The sequence below is a fragment of the Caenibius sp. WL genome (assembly GCF_019803445.1).
Lineage (GTDB): Bacteria > Pseudomonadota > Alphaproteobacteria > Sphingomonadales > Sphingomonadaceae > Caenibius.
Map to the genome: position 1 here is coordinate 1,619,821 of NZ_CP081844.1, position 15,062 is coordinate 1,634,882.

General features: G+C 65.8%; 17 protein-coding genes. 9 read left to right on the forward strand and 8 right to left on the reverse strand.

The window, feature by feature from the left end; genetic code table 11:
• Window positions 1-64 precede the first annotated feature (64 nt).
• The 3 genes from K5X80_RS07530 (at window position 65) to K5X80_RS07540 (ending at window position 1,310) form a co-directional block, all read left to right on the forward strand.
• Window positions 65-388 carry a hypothetical protein gene (locus tag K5X80_RS07530; RefSeq protein WP_222560225.1) on the forward strand — a complete coding sequence of 108 codons (324 nt, stop codon included), beginning with the start codon at window positions 65-67 and terminating at the stop codon, window positions 386-388.
• Window positions 389-581: 193 nt separating this feature from the next.
• Entirely contained in the window at window positions 582-1,088 is a 507-nt protein-coding gene (locus tag K5X80_RS07535) for a hypothetical protein (RefSeq protein ID WP_222560226.1), read from the forward strand.
• Between the two features lie 3 nt (window positions 1,089-1,091).
• Window positions 1,092-1,310 carry a hypothetical protein gene (locus tag K5X80_RS07540; RefSeq protein ID WP_222560227.1) on the forward strand — a complete coding sequence of 73 codons (219 nt, stop codon included), beginning with the start codon at window positions 1,092-1,094 and terminating at the stop codon, window positions 1,308-1,310.
• Window positions 1,311-1,521: 211 nt separating this feature from the next.
• Here the strand turns inward: K5X80_RS07540 and K5X80_RS07545 are convergent, their stop codons facing one another.
• Window positions 1,522-2,178, reverse strand: coding sequence for an alpha/beta hydrolase (locus tag K5X80_RS07545; RefSeq protein ID WP_222560228.1), 657 nt, complete (start codon window positions 2,176-2,178; stop codon window positions 1,522-1,524).
• 104 nt (window positions 2,179-2,282) lie between these two features.
• Between K5X80_RS07545 and K5X80_RS07550 the strand changes: the two genes are divergently transcribed.
• From K5X80_RS07550 to K5X80_RS07560, 3 genes are read left to right on the forward strand one after another with little or no spacing between them, the layout of a single operon-like run.
• Window positions 2,283-3,359, forward strand: coding sequence for a cysteine desulfurase family protein (locus K5X80_RS07550; RefSeq protein ID WP_222560229.1), 1,077 nt, complete (start codon window positions 2,283-2,285; stop codon window positions 3,357-3,359).
• On the forward strand, window positions 3,356-4,444 hold the full coding sequence (locus K5X80_RS07555) for a cysteine desulfurase family protein (RefSeq protein ID WP_222560230.1): 1,089 nt from the start codon (window positions 3,356-3,358) through the stop codon (window positions 4,442-4,444). The genes K5X80_RS07550 and K5X80_RS07555 overlap by 4 nt, the downstream gene beginning before the upstream one ends.
• A 3-nt stretch (window positions 4,445-4,447) precedes the next feature.
• Window positions 4,448-4,780 carry a 2Fe-2S iron-sulfur cluster-binding protein gene (locus K5X80_RS07560; RefSeq protein WP_222560231.1) on the forward strand — a complete coding sequence of 111 codons (333 nt, stop codon included), beginning with the start codon at window positions 4,448-4,450 and terminating at the stop codon, window positions 4,778-4,780.
• A gap of 7 nt (window positions 4,781-4,787) precedes the next feature.
• Here the strand turns inward: K5X80_RS07560 and K5X80_RS07565 are convergent, their stop codons facing one another.
• Window positions 4,788-5,741, reverse strand: coding sequence for a DUF4349 domain-containing protein (locus tag K5X80_RS07565; protein WP_222560232.1), 954 nt, complete (start codon window positions 5,739-5,741; stop codon window positions 4,788-4,790).
• Between the two features lie 172 nt (window positions 5,742-5,913).
• Between K5X80_RS07565 and parC the strand changes: the two genes are divergently transcribed.
• Complete coding sequence (gene parC, locus K5X80_RS07570; RefSeq protein WP_222560233.1) at window positions 5,914-8,205, forward strand: DNA topoisomerase IV subunit A; 2,292 nt, start codon at window positions 5,914-5,916, stop codon at window positions 8,203-8,205.
• A gap of 115 nt (window positions 8,206-8,320) precedes the next feature.
• Here parC and K5X80_RS07575 read toward each other — a convergent pair whose 3' ends face one another.
• The 6 genes from K5X80_RS07575 to K5X80_RS07600 form a co-directional block, all read right to left on the reverse strand.
• Window positions 8,321-8,737, reverse strand: a complete 417-nt coding sequence (locus K5X80_RS07575) for a hypothetical protein (protein ID WP_222560234.1) — start codon at window positions 8,735-8,737, stop codon at window positions 8,321-8,323.
• Window positions 8,738-9,046: 309 nt separating this feature from the next.
• Window positions 9,047-10,228, reverse strand: coding sequence for a CCA tRNA nucleotidyltransferase (locus tag K5X80_RS07580; protein WP_222560235.1), 1,182 nt, complete (start codon window positions 10,226-10,228; stop codon window positions 9,047-9,049).
• Window positions 10,221-10,820, reverse strand: a complete 600-nt coding sequence (locus K5X80_RS07585; RefSeq protein WP_222560236.1) for a CoA pyrophosphatase — start codon at window positions 10,818-10,820, stop codon at window positions 10,221-10,223. The genes K5X80_RS07580 and K5X80_RS07585 overlap by 8 nt, the downstream gene beginning before the upstream one ends.
• Entirely contained in the window at window positions 10,817-11,365 is a 549-nt protein-coding gene (locus K5X80_RS07590; protein ID WP_222560237.1) for a DUF1285 domain-containing protein, read from the reverse strand. Before K5X80_RS07590 ends, K5X80_RS07585 begins: the two co-directional genes overlap by 4 nt.
• Before the next feature lie 38 nt (window positions 11,366-11,403).
• On the reverse strand, window positions 11,404-11,913 hold the full coding sequence (locus K5X80_RS07595; RefSeq protein ID WP_222560238.1) for a GNAT family N-acetyltransferase: 510 nt from the start codon (window positions 11,911-11,913) through the stop codon (window positions 11,404-11,406).
• Window positions 11,914-12,001: 88 nt separating this feature from the next.
• Window positions 12,002-13,186 (reverse strand): PQQ-dependent sugar dehydrogenase, encoded by a 1,185-nt coding sequence (locus K5X80_RS07600; protein ID WP_222560239.1) that lies wholly within the window; start codon window positions 13,184-13,186, stop codon window positions 12,002-12,004.
• A gap of 145 nt (window positions 13,187-13,331) precedes the next feature.
• Between K5X80_RS07600 and K5X80_RS07605 the strand changes: the two genes are divergently transcribed.
• Both K5X80_RS07605 and rnhB read left to right on the forward strand, forming a co-directional pair.
• The gene (locus K5X80_RS07605; RefSeq protein WP_222560240.1) at window positions 13,332-14,240 is read left to right on the forward strand and encodes an oxidoreductase; all 909 of its coding nucleotides are present in this window, start codon (window positions 13,332-13,334) and stop codon (window positions 14,238-14,240) included.
• Between the two features lie 72 nt (window positions 14,241-14,312).
• On the forward strand, window positions 14,313-14,927 hold the full coding sequence (rnhB, locus tag K5X80_RS07610) for a ribonuclease HII (RefSeq protein WP_222560241.1): 615 nt from the start codon (window positions 14,313-14,315) through the stop codon (window positions 14,925-14,927).
• Window positions 14,928-15,062 lie beyond the last annotated feature (135 nt).

Sequence of the window (15,062 nt, forward strand, 5' to 3'; positions counted from 1 at the left end):
TGTGTGCAGGGACCGGCGGTGCATCATTGCCTTCTCTGCTGTGGAGTTTGGAAGGAATTCTCCGATGAGCATTTTCGATTCGATCCTCAAAGGCATCGGCGGCGCGCCGGACGATGTGACCAATCTGGCGACGAAGCTCGGTATCGATCCGGCCATGGCGGAAAAGGCGATTGCCGCGCTGGGCAAAGCGCATCAGGCGCCGGGCGATACGGTGGAAACCGCCTCGGCGGCGACCGGCCTGCCCACGGATACGCTGAACCAGATCGTTGCCGCGATCGGCGGCGAAGGCTCGCTCACCGAATTCGCCAACATGCTGGACCGCGATGGTGACGGCAATCCGCTGAACGATATTCTCGGCATGGCCAAGGGGTTGTTCGGCAAACAGTAACCGGAATCGAAACCGGGAGGCGGGCACCGGCCTGCACGGCGGAGCGCGACCCGCCTGCCTTCCGTGAACGAAACATGTGATAATGGACTGTTTTTATAAAGGTAATTGCAAATTAACGTAATAAAGATATCTTAACGCGAACGATTTGAAAATCGTCCATAAGGTCGCACGATTTCAAGCAGGAATTATCGCAATGAATATGCTCGATATGCTACGCCGAACCGGCGGGCTGTCGGCTTTGTCGAACAGGCTGGCGTTGACGCCAGCCCAATCGATGCAGATTGCAGGCACGTTTGTGCCCTATTTGCTTGCCGGGTTTGGCCGCGCGTTTCGGCGTGAAGGGAAGTCAGCTTTTCTGACCCGGCTTCGGCGGCTGGGCGGCGCGGATATGGCGCAGCGCGCGCTCACGCCTGGCGCGATTGCTCCGTCGTTGGGCGATGCCGTGCTGGCCGTGGCATTCTCCACCCCTGCGATCGTTGGCCGGGTCGAACGGGTCCTGCGCGATGCGGTGGCTATCGGCGCGGGCGATTATCGGGAAGCCATGCGGCTTCTGGCGCTGCTGCTGGGCGGCTATCTGTCCGCGCGGGCGGAACAGGTTGAACTGGGCGTGGCAGACGGTATCGAAGCCCTGCTGGATCAGGCGGCGGACGATCCGCTGGCCGCGATCGAGACGGAAGAGCCTTCGGGGCAGGGAGAATGACGCTTGGGTACGGTTCTGTCGCTGCTGGTGCTGATCGCGATCGCGTTGCTGATCGGCGCTTTTGTTCTCTGGCGCCGGGGTGGCCCGAAGCGGCAGATCGTGCTGATGGTGATCCTCGCATTGGTGGCGATCGTCAATGTCGCGATCTGGACCATGCCGACGGCCGAAGGGGATAACCCGCTGGCGCAGATCAACCGGCAACAGCAGCAGCCCGCGCCCTGATCCGCACCGGAAGGGTGGCCGAATGCCGCCGCTGCTTTGAACCAGGCTCAGGGGCCAGCTTTTCAGATTGGAAAGCCGCGTGCGGGGCAAATGGAACTGAACCAAGTTCAGCATGACGAAGAGGGATGCGGCATCATCTTTGCAGCCTCTGACAAAAGGGCCGCTTCGCCGGGGAGGCAAAGCGGCCCTTTTTGATGCGTGAAGGGGGGGCTTACTTGATCGGGCAATCCGGCGCGAGGCGGAAGTCGAGGTAGTTGTCGACCGATTTCATCAGGTCTTCCAGCTCGTGCTCGAAGAAGTGGTTCGCGCGCGGAATCTCGTCGTGATGGATGGTGATGTGCTTCTGCGTGCGCAGCTTGTCGACCAGCTTCTGCACGGCAGACGGCTGCACCACCGTGTCGCCGGTGCCCTGCACGATGATCCCCGAGGCCGGGCAGGGGGCCAGGAACGAGAAATCGTACATGTTGGCGGGCGGAGCGACGGAGATGAAGCCACGGATTTCCGGGCGGCGCATCAGCAGTTGCATGCCGATCAGCGCGCCGAAGCTGAAACCCGCGATCCACGTGGTCTGTGCTTCGGGATGGATCGACTGCACCCAGTCGAGCGCGGCGGCGGCATCGGAGAGTTCGCCGATGCCGTTGTCGAAGCTGCCCTGGCTGCGGCCCACGCCGCGGAAATTGAAGCGCAGCGTGGCGAACCCGCGATCGACGAACGTCTTGTAAAGCCGCTGTACGATGCGGTCGTTCATCGTGCCGCCGCCCTGCGGATGCGGGTGCAGGATCATGGCGACCGGCGCGCGCGGGCGCGTGGCGGGCTGGAAACGGCCTTCGAGACGGCCTTCGGGACCGGGGAAAATGACTGACGGCATGGGTGACCCCTGAGAATGCTGATGTCGCACGGGTAGCGCGCGGGAAGTGCAGGGCTATATAGTGTGCGTTCCATTTTTCGCAATTCCTACGCAAGGAACAGCTTTTGCGCATTTATCTCGATCACGCGGCAACCACTCCGGTCCGGCCCGAAGCGCGGGCCGCCGTGGCCGATGGTCTAGCGCAATGGGCGAACCCTTCCAGCCCTCATGGCGAAGGCCGCGCGGCCCGCGCCCTGCTGGAGGATGCCCGCGCGCGCATCGGCAAGGCGCTGGGCTGGACAGGCGAAGTGATCCTGACCAGCGGCGCCAGCGAAAGCGCGCAGATCGCGCTCACCCGGGCGAAAGGCGGCGCCCGGCTGGTGAGCGCGGTGGAACACGAGGCGGTGCTGCGTGTCCTGCCCGATGCCGAAGTGCTGCCGGTGCGGCCCGATGGCGCGCTCGATCTGGAAGTCCTCGCCGAAGCGGTCGATGGCCGCGCGCCGGTGGTGGCGGTGCAGGTGGTCAATTCCGAAACCGGGGCGGTGCAGGATATGGCCGCGATTGCCGCCGTCGTGCATGGCGCGGGCGGGCTGCTGGTGGTCGATGCGGCGCAGAGCGCGGGCAAATGGCCGATCCCGCCGGAAGCCGATCTGGCGATCGTATCGGCGCACAAGCTCGGCGGCCCGCCGGGAATCGGGGCGCTGCTGGTGCGCGATTTCGCGATGCTGGAGCCCATCGGCGGGCAGGAGCGCGGCTATCGCCGGGGAACGGAGAACCTGCCCGGCGCGCTCGGTTTTGCTGCGGCGCTGGAAGCTTGCGCGCAGCCCTATTGCGATCCCGAGGTTCTTGCCCCGATTGGCGCGCTGCTTGCGCCCGCGATGGCGGAACTGGGCGGCGTGCGGCTGGCGGAGCGGCTGGCCAATCCCAGCCCCTATATCGAGGCGCTGGCGATGCCGGTGGTATCGGGCAGCGCGCAACTGATGCGGTTCGATATGGCGGGGTTCGCGGTCAGCCAGGGCTCGGCCTGTTCCTCGGGCAGCCTGAAACAGAGCCACGTGCTGGAAGCGATGGGGCTCGATCCCGCGCTGGCCAGCCGGATCATCCGGGTCAGCTTCGGGTGGAGCACCACCCGGGCGGAAGTGGAAGCGTTCTGCGCGGCGTGGATCGCCATGGCCGAGGAAGCCAGGGCGCGCGCGGCATGATCTATTGCGATTATCAGGCGACCACCCCGCTCGCCCCCGAAGCGCGCGAGGAGATGCTGCGCTGGCTCGATGGGCCGGATGGCGCTGGATTCGGCAATCCGCACAGCCCTCACCGGCTGGGACGCATGGCGGCGGCGGCGGTGGATCTGGCGCGTGAGCGGGTGGCCACGCTGTGCCCCCCCGGCGGCCGGGTGATTTTCACCGGCTCCGCCACCGAAGCGATCAATCTCGCTCTGCGCGGCAGCGCCTCCCGTGGCGATACGCGGCCGGTCGCGGTTTCGGCCATCGAACATGCCGCCGTGCGCGACACTGCGGCCGATCTCGGTTGTCCGGTGACGCATCTGCCTGTCGACAGGGAAGGGCTGGTGGCGCCGGAGCCCGAATTGCCGCGCGATGTGCGGCTGGTGGCGGTGATGCAGGTCAACAACGAAATCGGCACGATCCAGCCGGTGGAGCGGATTGCCGCGCGGGCCCGTGCGGCAGGGGCGCTGTTCCTGTGCGATGCGGTGCAGGGCGCGGGCAAGATCGCGCCGCCTGCCGGGGCGGATATGATCGCGCTTTCCGCGCACAAGCTTTACGGGCCGAAAGGGATCGGCGCGCTATGGGTGCGCGACGGGATCGAACTGGCCCCGCTGATCACCGGCGGCGGGCAGGAGCAGGGCCTGCGGTCCGGCACGCTCAGCCCGGCGCTCTGCGCGGGCTTTGGCGTGGCGGCGATGATCGCGAAAGAGCGGGAAAAAGCTGATGCCAACCATGTGGAGAGCCTGTGGAAAAAGGTGGGAGAACTTTTTTCCGGCTGGACGCTGAACGGCAGCGCCACGGCACGCTGGCATGGCAATTGCAATCTGCGGCGCGATGGGCTGGATGCCGCCCGGCTGATGGCGGATGTGCGCACAGTGGCCTTTTCCGCCGGGTCCGCCTGCGCCAGCGGGTCGGGGCGGCCCAGCCATGTGCTGCGCGCCATCGGGCTGGACGACCGGCAGGCGAAAAGTTCCATCCGGCTGGGTTTCGGGCGCTATTCCACCCTTGCAGAAGTGGAGGAAGCAGCCGAAAGGATCGTTGCGGCCGCACAAATGCAGGAATGAAGCATGATCCAGGTCAATTTCATCACCGCTTCGGGTGACAAGGTCACGGCGGAGGCGGAGGAAGGCTTCTCCCTGCTGGAAGTGGGGCAGGCCGCGGGCATGCCGCTGGAAGGAACCTGCGAGGGGCAGATGGCCTGTTCCACCTGCCATGTCATCGTCGATCCGGAATGGTTCGCGCGCCTGCCCGAAGCGGGTGAGGAGGAGGAGGATATGCTCGACCTTGCTGCCGGGGTTCAGCGCACCAGCCGCCTGTCCTGCCAGATTGCGCTGACGGGTGATCTCGACGGGCTGGAAGTGCGCATCCCCGCCGAAAGCCACGATCTGCAGGGCGTCTGAGCCGGTTTCAAGGGTTGTCCGGCCCGGCTTGTGCGTCCGTCATCTCCCCCACGGTGATGGCCGAAGCGCTTGCGGCCCGGAACCGGCGAATCCGGCGCACAGCCCACAGGATCGCCACCAGCAAGGCGGCAATCGGGATCAGCGCCGTCAGCACCACGATCAGCCCGGCAATCACAGCGCCCAGAATGGCTCCGAGCGATCCGAGCGCGCTGCGGATCGGGCTCATGAAACCGCCCGCGCCGGGGGCGGCGGAGCTGTAGTTCACGGTCACGCGGCTGAAATCCACCCGCCCGCGCATTTCGGCCAGCCAGCTTTGCGCCTGATCGATTTCCTCGTTCACCTGGGCCACGCCGCGTTCGGCCTCCACCAGTTCGGCCACGCTGCCCTTGCGGGTCTGGAGGATTTCCATCAGCCGGTCACGCAACAGGATGCGCGCGCGCAGGCGGGCCTGCGTGTCGACGATCTGTTTCGACAGGTCTTCCCCGGCAATCGCGGCGGAAACGGGTTTGCCGTCGGCATCTTTGGCGACCCTTTCCAGTTCCCCGGTGAAAGCGCGGGCCTTGTCGGCCGCCACATCCAGTTCCAGTGTGCCGCTGCCGTAATCGCCTTCACCGCCGGAATTGCTCATCGCGATAATCCGGCAGACGTGCGGCCCCTTGCGTTCGCACAAGTCGGTGTGGCGCCGTTGCAGCGGGGCGATGGCCTCACCCGCGATGCGGAACCCGTAGGTGTAGGTATAGGCGATCTGCGGCGCGCGCGGGGCCTGTTCGCCCGCTTGTGTCGCCTTGGCGGCATCGTCCACGGTGAGCGGTTCGGCCTGGGCCGCGTCCGCGCTGTCCTTGGCCGGGGCGGCGGGCGCGGCTTCCTGCGCGCTCATCTCCGCCGTGCCAGGTTCGTGCGAGGCGCTGCATCCCCCCAGCGAGAGTGATAAAACGGCCAGTGGAATCAGGAAATTGCGCATGCCGCCTCCTCGTATTCGCGCAGCATGGCGAAAGGCGCGGGGCGAGGCAACTGCCCAGTATGGCCGGGAGCGGGCTCGCCGTGGTGAAATGCGTGGGCCGCGAAGCGCGCGAATGGGGATTGCCCGCACGCCGTGCTAGAGCCTTGGCCCATGGCCTGCTAAGCCAAGGGCGATGGATACCACCACCACTGACGATTCCTCCGATCCGTTCGACGCGATTGTGGATGCCCCGTTCGATTCCGCCCTGTCGGAGCGGTATCTGGTCTATGCCCTGTCGACGATCACCGCGCGTTCGCTGCCCGATCTGCGCGACGGGTTGAAACCCGTCCATCGCCGGCTGCTGTGGGCGATGCGGCAGTTGAAGCTCGATCCGGGGCAGGCGTTCAAGAAATCGGCGCGCGTGGTCGGCGATGTGATCGGCAAGTATCACCCGCATGGCGATACCAGCGTCTATGACGCGATGGTTCGCCTGGCGCAGAATTTCGCGCTGCGCTATCCGCTGGTCGAAGGGCAGGGCAATTTCGGCAATATCGATGGCGATAACGCCGCCGCCTATCGCTATACCGAAGCGCGCCTGACCCCCACCGCCATCCGCCTGATGGCGGGGCTGGACGAAGGCACGGTCGATTTCATCCCGACTTACAACGGGGAAGAGGAAGAGCCCGATATCTTCCCGGGCCTGTTCCCCAATCTGCTGGCCAACGGGGCCAGCGGCATCGCCGTGGGCATGGCGACCAATATCCCCAGCCACAACGTGGCTGAAATCGTCGATGCGGCATTGGAACTGATCGACAATCCCCATGTCGAACACGGGCAATTGATGCAGGTGTTCCAGGGGCCGGATTTCCCCACCGGGGGTGTGATCGTCGACAGCCCTGAGGTGATTTCCGCCGCGTATGAAACCGGGCGCGGATCGTTTCGCGTGCGCGGACGGTTCCATGCGGCCGAAGCGAAGGAGGAAGCGGATCAACTGGCCGGGATCGAGCGGCTGGGCGGCGGGCAGTACCAGCTCATCATCTCCGAAATCCCCTACATGGTGCAGAAGGGCAAGCTGATCGAGCAGATCGCCCAGCTTATCGCCGACCGCAAGCTGCCGATCCTCGAAGATATCCGCGACGAGAGCGACGAGCATATCCGCATCGTGATCGTGCCGAAAAGCCGGAACGTCGATCCCGAACTGCTCAAGGAAAGCCTCTACAAGCTGACCGATCTGGAAACGCGCTTCGGCCTCAATCTCAATGTGCTCGACGCCACGCGCACGCCGATGGTCATGGGGCTCAAGGAACTGCTGACCAACTGGATCGCCAGCCAGATCGACATTCTCCAGCGCCGCGCTCGTCACCGGCTGTACAAGATCGCCTCGCGGCTGGAACTGGTCGAAGGCTATATCGTCGCGTTCCTCAATCTCGACCGGATTATCGAGATCATCCGCACCGAGGATGAGCCCAAGGCCGTGATGATGGCCGAATTCAACCTGACCGACCGGCAGGCCGAAGCGATCCTCAACATGCGGCTGCGCAGCTTGCGCAAGCTGGAGGAAATGGAACTGCGGCAGGAACGGGACGATCTGCTGGCCGAACGGGACGAACTGGAAAAGCTGCTCGACAGCCCGGCCCGCCAGCGGACCCGGTTGAAGCGCGATCTTGCCCAGTTGCGCAAGGAATACGGGGCGGACACGCTGCTCGGCCGGCGCCGGACGACGATTGCCGAAGCCGCGCCGACCGTCGAATTCAGCATGGATGCGATGATCGAGAAGGAACCGGTGACGGTGATCCTGTCCCAGCGTGGCTGGGTGCGGGCGGCGCGCGGGCATGTGGCGCTCGATTCCGATTTCAAGTTCAAGGAAGGCGATGGTCCGGCTTTCGCACTGCACGCGCAGACCACGGACAAGCTGCTGGTCGCGGCGGATAACGGCCGGTTCTACACCATCGGGGCCGACAAGCTGCCCGGTGCGCGCGGGTTCGGCGAACCGATCCGGACGATAGTGGATATCGATGCTGATGCGCAGATCGTCAGCGTGCTGGTCCACCGGCCCAAGGGGCAGGTTCTTCTCGCCAGCACGGCGGGCAAGGGCTTTGCGGCCGAAATGGACGAATTGCTGGCTGAAACCCGCAAGGGCCGCCAGGTCGTCAACGTCAAAGGCGATGTGAAGCTCGCGATCGTGCGCGAGATCGCCCCTGAGCACGATCATGTCGCCGTGGTCGGCGACAACCGCAAGCTGGTGATTTTCGCGCTGGAGGAACTGCCACTGATGGCGCGCGGGCAGGGGGTCACTCTGCAACGCTATCGCGATGGCGGGCTTAGCGACGCCACCACGCTCAAGCTCGAAGAGGGGCTGAGCTGGACGATGGGTGGCGAAACCGGGCGGACCCGGACGGAACGCGATGTCATGCTGTGGAAAGTTGCGCGCGGGGCTGCCGGGCGTCTGCCGCCCCAAGGCTTCCCGCGCGACAACAGGTTCTGACCGCACTTTCGGAAGACAATCTTTCAAAGAAAAACCCCCTCACGCCGGTGAGGGGGTTTTCTGTCATGGGCCGTCAATCCGGCCCGACGGGGGCCATGTTATCAGCCCCGCGCGATCAGCCCTGCGGGGTCTGGCCGGGCTGTTCAGCCCCTGCGCCAGCACCAGCGCCGGCTGCTGCGCCAGCCTGGTTGTTGGCGGCTTCGATGGCGGCGTTAAGCTGATCCTTGTTGTAGGCGATGGTCGGGCCCTTGTCGCCCGCGGTCAGTGCCGAGGCAGGCAGAGTGGCGCGGTTGGTGCCGGTGTCGATCACCACGTTGCCGGCATCGACCGAAACCACCTTGGCGACCTCTTCGCCCTGCGGGCCATAGACGCTCTGACCCGCTGCGACAGTTGCCGAGGCCGCCGGAGCAGCCGGGGCAGCCGTTGCCGGGGCACCAGCATCAGGTGCCTGCGCTTCCTGCGCAATGGCGGCGGCTGGCAGGCTCGCAGCAGCGATCAGGGAAGAAATGGCGACCAGTTTCGAAATTTTCATATCCAACTCCAAATATTCTGTATCGGACATCGCCCGACACGATGTGCACCCCACAAAAATCGCGGGATATTTGAAAGATAATGAGGCGCCCGGCAGCACATCCCTGCCGACTTTCCACTTCCCCGCCACACTTCGAATGCGAAGCAGCGGCGGGGCCAGTACACCCCGGCCCCAGCGAAGGGGGCTGTATGAAATGCCCGCGAAAAGGGGATTTCATGACTTATAAATGGGCGAAAGGGGCGATCAGTTCCAGTTCCGGGGGCCATTTTTTGCCACGCTTTAGCGTGTTTGAGGGGCGGTTTCCCGATTCTACCCTTCGGCGCTGACGCATTCGGCGAGGATTTCGGCGACGCGGGCGGAATCGGGGAAACCCTCCGCAATCCAACGGTTTTCGACCATTCGCAGCATACGCGCGACGCGCGGCCCGGCGGTGATTCCGGCGGCCACCACGTCGCCCCCCTTGATCGGCAACTGCGGGATGGCCCAGCCATCGAGCGCGCCGACCGGCAGACCGGCGATCAGCAACCGGTCATGCGCGCATTCCATGCCCACGCGATAGGCCAGCAGGCGGGGATCGTCGCCGTCGCTGCCGTTCCGTTCGGCGACGCAGGCCAGCCGTTTGCGCTGCTTGCCCGAAAGGCGCAGCCGTGCCGCGACGCTTTCGGCGGTGCCTTCGGTGGCGGGCAGCAGGGCGGCGAGGCGGCGCATCGGATCGGGGGCGATGCCGGCCATGCGTTCCGCCGCGATCAGCCGTTCCAGCGTGGCGATTTCGCCGGGGCCCGTTTCCGGCAGGATCACCGGCAGAATGCCCAGGCTATGCATGCGCGCCACCGTGGCCGCCGGATCGGGCAGGCCGAGCAGATTGAGCAGTTCCATCGCCACGCGTTCGCGGCTCAGCCCCTTCAACGTTTCGGCCAGTTCGGCGCAGGCCTGCTCCGCCGCCGGATCGAGCGCCGCGCCGAAGCGCGCCTGGAACCGGAAATAGCGCAGGATGCGCAGGTGATCCTCGCGAATGCGTTCGCGCGCATCGCCGATGAAACGCACGGTGCGGGCGGCCAGATCGGCCAGGCCGCCGTGATAATCGAAAATTTCCCGCGACTGCGGATCGGCATAGAGCGCGTTGATCGTGAAATCGCGCCGGGCGGCATCGTCGGCCCAATCCTGGGCATATCGCACGGTGGCCCGCCGCCCATCGGTGGAAACGTCATGCCGCAGAGTGGTCACTTCGACCGGCCCGCCAGGCAGCAGCACCGTGACCGTGCCATGGTCTATCCCGGTGGGCACGGTGCGCAGGCCCGCCTTTCTGGCGCGTGCGATCACTTCCTGCGGCGGCAGGGGGGTGGCTCCGTCGATATCCTTGACCGGAATGCCCAGCAGCGTGTCGCGCACCGCGCCGCCGACCCAGCGCAGATTGCCGGGGCCAAGCGCTTCGACCAGCCCGGCCAGATCGGCGCGCGCGGTCCATTCGGCGGGGGGCAGAGCGTCAACCATGGCGGGGCCGATCCCAGGCAATCCGTTTGGAAAGATTGGCGATGATGCCCGCGGTGACGCCCCAGATACGATGATCCTGCCACATGATTTCGGTGAAAGTCCGCCGTTTTCCGCCCCATTCGGCGGACTGGCGGTGCTGGTTCGCCGGATCGAACACGAAATCGACCGGGGCTTCGAACCATTGCGCGACTTCGCTGGGATTGGGCTGCAACTGCAAATCGGGGGGCACCACCGCCAATACCGGCGTGATCGCATAGCCCGATCCGGAATGGTAGACATCGCTTTCGCCGATGATCGTCACATCGCGTTCGCGGATGCCGAGTTCTTCCCATGCTTCGCGCAGGGCCGCTTCCACCGCCGATTCCGTGCCGTCGATCTTGCCGCCGGGGAAAGCCACCTGCCCCGGATGGGCGCGCATGTTGCTGGGCCGGTGGATGAACAGGAAGCCGGGGCGCTCCCGCTCCGTCACCGCCACCAGCACCGCCGCCGGGCGATAGGGCTGCGTGAAATAGCCGCTTTCGTCATGCAGGTCGGCCACGGCGGCATGGCCGGTGACATGCAGATGGCGCAGGCGATCGGCCAGCCCGCTCATGCCTCGGGCACCAGCGAAAAGCGCATGCCCTGGCTGGTCACGGCCAGATCGCCGTTCGCCAGCGCCAGTTCGGCCAGCTGGGTGTAGGTGCTCCGGTTGAGGCGGGCTTCGGTGCCGTGGCGCACGGCGAGGTAGAGCGCGGGCGTATCGGCATCGCCGCGCGCGATGATGGGATGATCGGGGCCGGCGATCAGCGTATCATCGGTGTTGAGCCGGAACGCCAGAGTATCGCCCTGCCGCACCATGTCGGTGGCGATGAACGCGGCATCGTCCACCGCTACCGATTGCTTTTCGTGCGGGGTGACGAGCCAGTGCTGCCCCGCATCGTCACGCCAGAGGAGCGAGGAAAAGGCCCGCACCATCGCCGGGCGGGTGATTTCTCCGCCATCGTGGAACCAGCGCCCATCGGCCGCGATCCGCATCAGGCTGTCGCCGGTGTGCGCCGGTTGCCACCGGTCCACCGGCGGCAACTCGCGCGCCTGCGCCAGCGCGGCGATTTCGCCCGGCGAAAGCGAGGCAAGGTCAGGGGGAGGTTCGTATGGCATCGTTTGCGATCGTCAGAGCGACTCGATGCCAGAACTGGTCAGCCGCGCCAAGGCCCCAACGTGCCTTCGCGGGGCAGCACGGCCGGATTGTCGCACCGCACCAGCAGCCGTTTGTGATCGACAGGACCGGGAACCTGCCATTGCTGGGTGGGGGCGGCGGTGAAACCGAAGAAGCGGCCATAATATTCGGCATCGCCGATCATCACCAGCGGCAGCGGCGCCCGCTGGTCGAGCGCGCCGATCAGCGCCAGCATCAGCGCCTGGCCATAGCCTTCGCCCTGCCGTTCGGGCACCACGGCCACCGGGCCGACCATGACCATCGGATGGGATCGGCCATCGGCATCGGTCAGCGCCACCGGCCACGACTGGATCGTGCCGACGAGATAGCCATCGGCATCGATTGCCGCGAAGCTGAGCCCGGGCAGCCAGTCCATCCCTTCGCGGATGCGATAGGCGGTGCGTTTCTGGCGGCCCGGCTCGAATGCCCGGTCCAGCAGTTCCTCGACCAGCGCGGGATCGATATCGGCAAGGGGAATGAGATCAGCCATGGATCGCGCGCGGATAGGGTCGCGGGCCCGCGTTGTCGATAGCTTTCCAGCATCGCCGCCGGTTTCGGGACAGGATCACCGGCGGTGTCTAGCGCGGTGTCACTTTCAGTAGGCGCGCGCCTTTGCCGTCTTCCGCCACCCACAGCGCGCCATCCGGGCCCTGAATCACCGCTCGCAGGCGTTTGCCGAAGCGGTAGCGGGCTGCTTCGTACGGGGCGTTGCCGTCCACGGCGACACGCACCAGGCCTTCGCTCATCAGGCCGGAAATGATCGCCTGCCCCTGCCAGTCGGGGAACAGCGCGCCGGTGTAGAAGATCATGTTGCCCGGCGCGATCACCGGCGTCCAGCTGACCGCCGGGGCGACGTATTGCGGCCCGGTGGCGTGGCGGGGAATCGGCTTGCCATCATAATGATCGCCGTTCGATACCAGCGGCCAGCCATAGTTCTGCCCCGGTTCGACCAGATTCAGTTCGTCCCCACCGGCAGGGCCATGTTCGAGATCCCACAGCCGCCCCTGACCATCGAAAGCGAGGCCAAGAATGTTCCGGTGGCCATAGGACCAGATTTCAGGCGATGCGCCGCTTTTCTCCGCAAAGGGATTGCCCGGCGCAGGCTTGCCATCGCGCGTCAGCCTGACGACGGTGCCAAGCGTGTTGGAAAGGTCCTGCGCCGGGGCCATTTTCTGCCGGTCGCCCGAAGCGATGAACAGGTGGCGCGCATCGGGCGAAAAGGCGATGCGGTGGGAATAATGCCCTTGTCCGGTGACTTTGGGCGTCTGCCGCCAGATCACTTGGAGGCTGGAAATGGCGCAATCGCCGCCGGGCGCGCATGTCAGCGTGCCTTTGCCGACCGCCGCGCCGCGCGTGTCGTTCCCGCCCGCTTCGGCCCAACTGAGATAGATCGGCCGCGGCCCTTGCGGATCGGAGGCGTCGGCCGGATCGAATGCGATATCGCCGAGCCCGCCCTGGCCGCCATAAGCCACCTCGGGCGCGCCGGTGACGGTGAACTTGCGGCCCGTCTGCGTATCCCAGCCGGTGATCGACCCCGCCTTCTGCGTGACCAGCAAAGTTTGCGTGCTGGGGATGAAGGCCATCGCCCAGGGTTCGTCCAGCGTTCCCTGTTCCGCGATAGTGAATGTCTTGGCGGCGTCGGTTTCGCTGGAGCGGGACGGTGTGGCGCCGTCCGCCGTTTGCTTGTCTTCTGGCTCGGCGGCACAGGCGGTGGTGGCGAGAGCCAGCGAGGCAAGGAAGGATGGGAAGGGTCTGTTCAACATCGGTCTGTCTCTCCTTTCCCCATCCAGCAACGATACTAGGCAGGCATGGCCCCGATGTGCAAGACTACGCGGGCAAGGTCAGGCCGGGGCGGACACAGCGCCGCGTATCGGAAAGTATAGGCCGGAAAAGGGAAAAGAGGCGCATATGGGGTTCACGGCAGGCGATGTGCCGTCGCAGCAGGGCAAATGTTTTATCGTCACCGGCGCCAACGCCGGGCTGGGGTTCGCGGCGTCTTCGGTGCTGGCGGCGCGCGGCGCGCGGGTGGTGCTCGCCTGCCGCAGCGCGGACAAGGCGCAGGCGGCGATGGCGCGCATCCAGGCGGACGTGCCGGGTGCGGATCTGGCTTTCCTGCCGCTGGATCAGGCCGATCTCGCCAGCGTGCGCGCGGCGGCGGAACAGGCCCATACAGAGCCGCGCATCGATGCGCTGATCAACAACGCCGGGGTGATGTATCCGCCGCTGATCCGCACAGCGCAGGGGTTTGAGCCGCAATTCGGTGTCAACCATCTCGGCACATTCGCGCTGACGGCGCTGTTGCTGCCCAAGCTGGCCGAAACGCCGGGCGCGCGCGTGGTCGTCACCGCCAGTCTGGCGCATCGTTTCGGCAAGATCGACTGGAACGATCTCGATGCGCACAAGAGCTACAAGACCTCGCAACGCTATGCCGACAGCAAGCTGGCCAATATGCTGTTCCTCTATGAACTGGACCGGCGGCTGCGCGCGGCGGGATCGCCGGTCATGGCGGTGGGGTGCCATCCCGGCGTCGCGGCCACGGAACTGGGCCGCCATTCCGGGGCGACGCAGTTTGCGTTCCGCTATTTCCGCCGCTTGCTCAACACTGCGGAAATGGGCGCCTGGCCGGCTTTGCAGGCGGCAACCGATCCGGTGGCCGAAGCGGGCGGTTATTACGGGCCGCAGGGTTTCGGCGAAATGCGCGGGGATTCCGGCCCGGCCAAGCGCAAGGCCACGGCCCGCGATCCGCAACGCGCCCGCCGCCTGTGGGATGTGTCCATCGAAAAGACCGGGATCGATCCAGGCCTGCCGCCTGTCTGAGGGAGGCGGCCATGTGGAAAGGCCGCCGATACCCCCTTGCCATGAGGGCCCTCTGCGCGCGATGGGCAGGGGATGAGCGAGCACGTGATCCTGACCCGGCAAGGCTTCGTCGCGGGTGTCGATGAGGCCGGGCGCGGGCCGCTGGCGGGGCCGGTGGTCGCGGCTGCCGTCGTGCTCGGGCGCGATGTGCCGGTGGGGCTCGACGATTCCAAGAAACTGACGGGCAAGCGCCGGGCGGTGCTGGAAGGCCAGATCAAGCAAAGCTGCCATTGGGCGCTGGGCGTGGCCGAAGTCGAGGAAATCGACCGGATCAACATCTTCGCCGCCACGATGCTGGCGATGACGCGGGCGATGGCCGCGCTTTGCACCGCAATCGGTTGCGATCCGGCGGACGTGCTGATCGACGGCAATCTCACCCCCTCCGGGCGGTGTGATGGCTGGCGCTGGCCTGCTCGCCCGCTGGTGGGTGGGGACGGGATCGAACCGTGCATTTCGGCCGCATCGATCATCGCCAAGGAACACCGCGACCGGCTGATGCGCGAAGCGGCGGCGCGGCATCCGCACTACGGCTGGGAACGCAACATGGGCTACGGCACGAAAGAACATCTTGCCGCCCTGCGCATCCACGGCCCGACCCCGCTGCACCGCCGCAGCTTTGCCCCCGTGGCGCAGCTCGCGCTGCTCTAGCCTCCGCAGGGCCTTCCCGGGTGGCATGAGGCGGCATGGTCTGCTAAAGGCCGTTTCGTATCCGGTTAAAGTGAAGGAGTGCCGCATCGTGAATGACAGCCTGGAAATCCGTTCGATTCCCCACGCTGCTTCCAT

What these genes read in the sequence shown, in the direction of transcription:
- K5X80_RS07530 (WP_222560225.1), top strand. Translation starts at nt 65, where the DNA reads ATGAGCATTTTCGATTCGATCCTCAAAGGCATCGGCGGCGCGCCGGAC.
- K5X80_RS07535 (WP_222560226.1), top strand. Translation starts at nt 582, where the DNA reads ATGAATATGCTCGATATGCTACGCCGAACCGGCGGGCTGTCGGCTTTG.
- K5X80_RS07545 (WP_222560228.1), bottom strand. Translation starts at nt 2,178, where the DNA reads ATGCCGTCAGTCATTTTCCCCGGTCCCGAAGGCCGTCTCGAAGGCCGT.
- K5X80_RS07555 (WP_222560230.1), top strand. Translation starts at nt 3,356, where the DNA reads ATGATCTATTGCGATTATCAGGCGACCACCCCGCTCGCCCCCGAAGCG.
- K5X80_RS07560 (WP_222560231.1), top strand. Translation starts at nt 4,448, where the DNA reads ATGATCCAGGTCAATTTCATCACCGCTTCGGGTGACAAGGTCACGGCG.
- K5X80_RS07565 (WP_222560232.1), bottom strand. Translation starts at nt 5,741, where the DNA reads ATGCGCAATTTCCTGATTCCACTGGCCGTTTTATCACTCTCGCTGGGG.
- parC (WP_222560233.1), top strand. Translation starts at nt 5,914, where the DNA reads ATGGATACCACCACCACTGACGATTCCTCCGATCCGTTCGACGCGATT.
- K5X80_RS07575 (WP_222560234.1), bottom strand. Translation starts at nt 8,737, where the DNA reads ATGAAAATTTCGAAACTGGTCGCCATTTCTTCCCTGATCGCTGCTGCG.
- K5X80_RS07580 (WP_222560235.1), bottom strand. Translation starts at nt 10,228, where the DNA reads ATGGTTGACGCTCTGCCCCCCGCCGAATGGACCGCGCGCGCCGATCTG.
- K5X80_RS07585 (WP_222560236.1), bottom strand. Translation starts at nt 10,820, where the DNA reads ATGAGCGGGCTGGCCGATCGCCTGCGCCATCTGCATGTCACCGGCCAT.
- K5X80_RS07590 (WP_222560237.1), bottom strand. Translation starts at nt 11,365, where the DNA reads ATGCCATACGAACCTCCCCCTGACCTTGCCTCGCTTTCGCCGGGCGAA.
- K5X80_RS07595 (WP_222560238.1), bottom strand. Translation starts at nt 11,913, where the DNA reads ATGGCTGATCTCATTCCCCTTGCCGATATCGATCCCGCGCTGGTCGAG.
- K5X80_RS07600 (WP_222560239.1), bottom strand. Translation starts at nt 13,186, where the DNA reads ATGTTGAACAGACCCTTCCCATCCTTCCTTGCCTCGCTGGCTCTCGCC.
- K5X80_RS07605 (WP_222560240.1), top strand. Translation starts at nt 13,332, where the DNA reads ATGGGGTTCACGGCAGGCGATGTGCCGTCGCAGCAGGGCAAATGTTTT.
- rnhB (WP_222560241.1), top strand. Translation starts at nt 14,313, where the DNA reads ATGAGCGAGCACGTGATCCTGACCCGGCAAGGCTTCGTCGCGGGTGTC.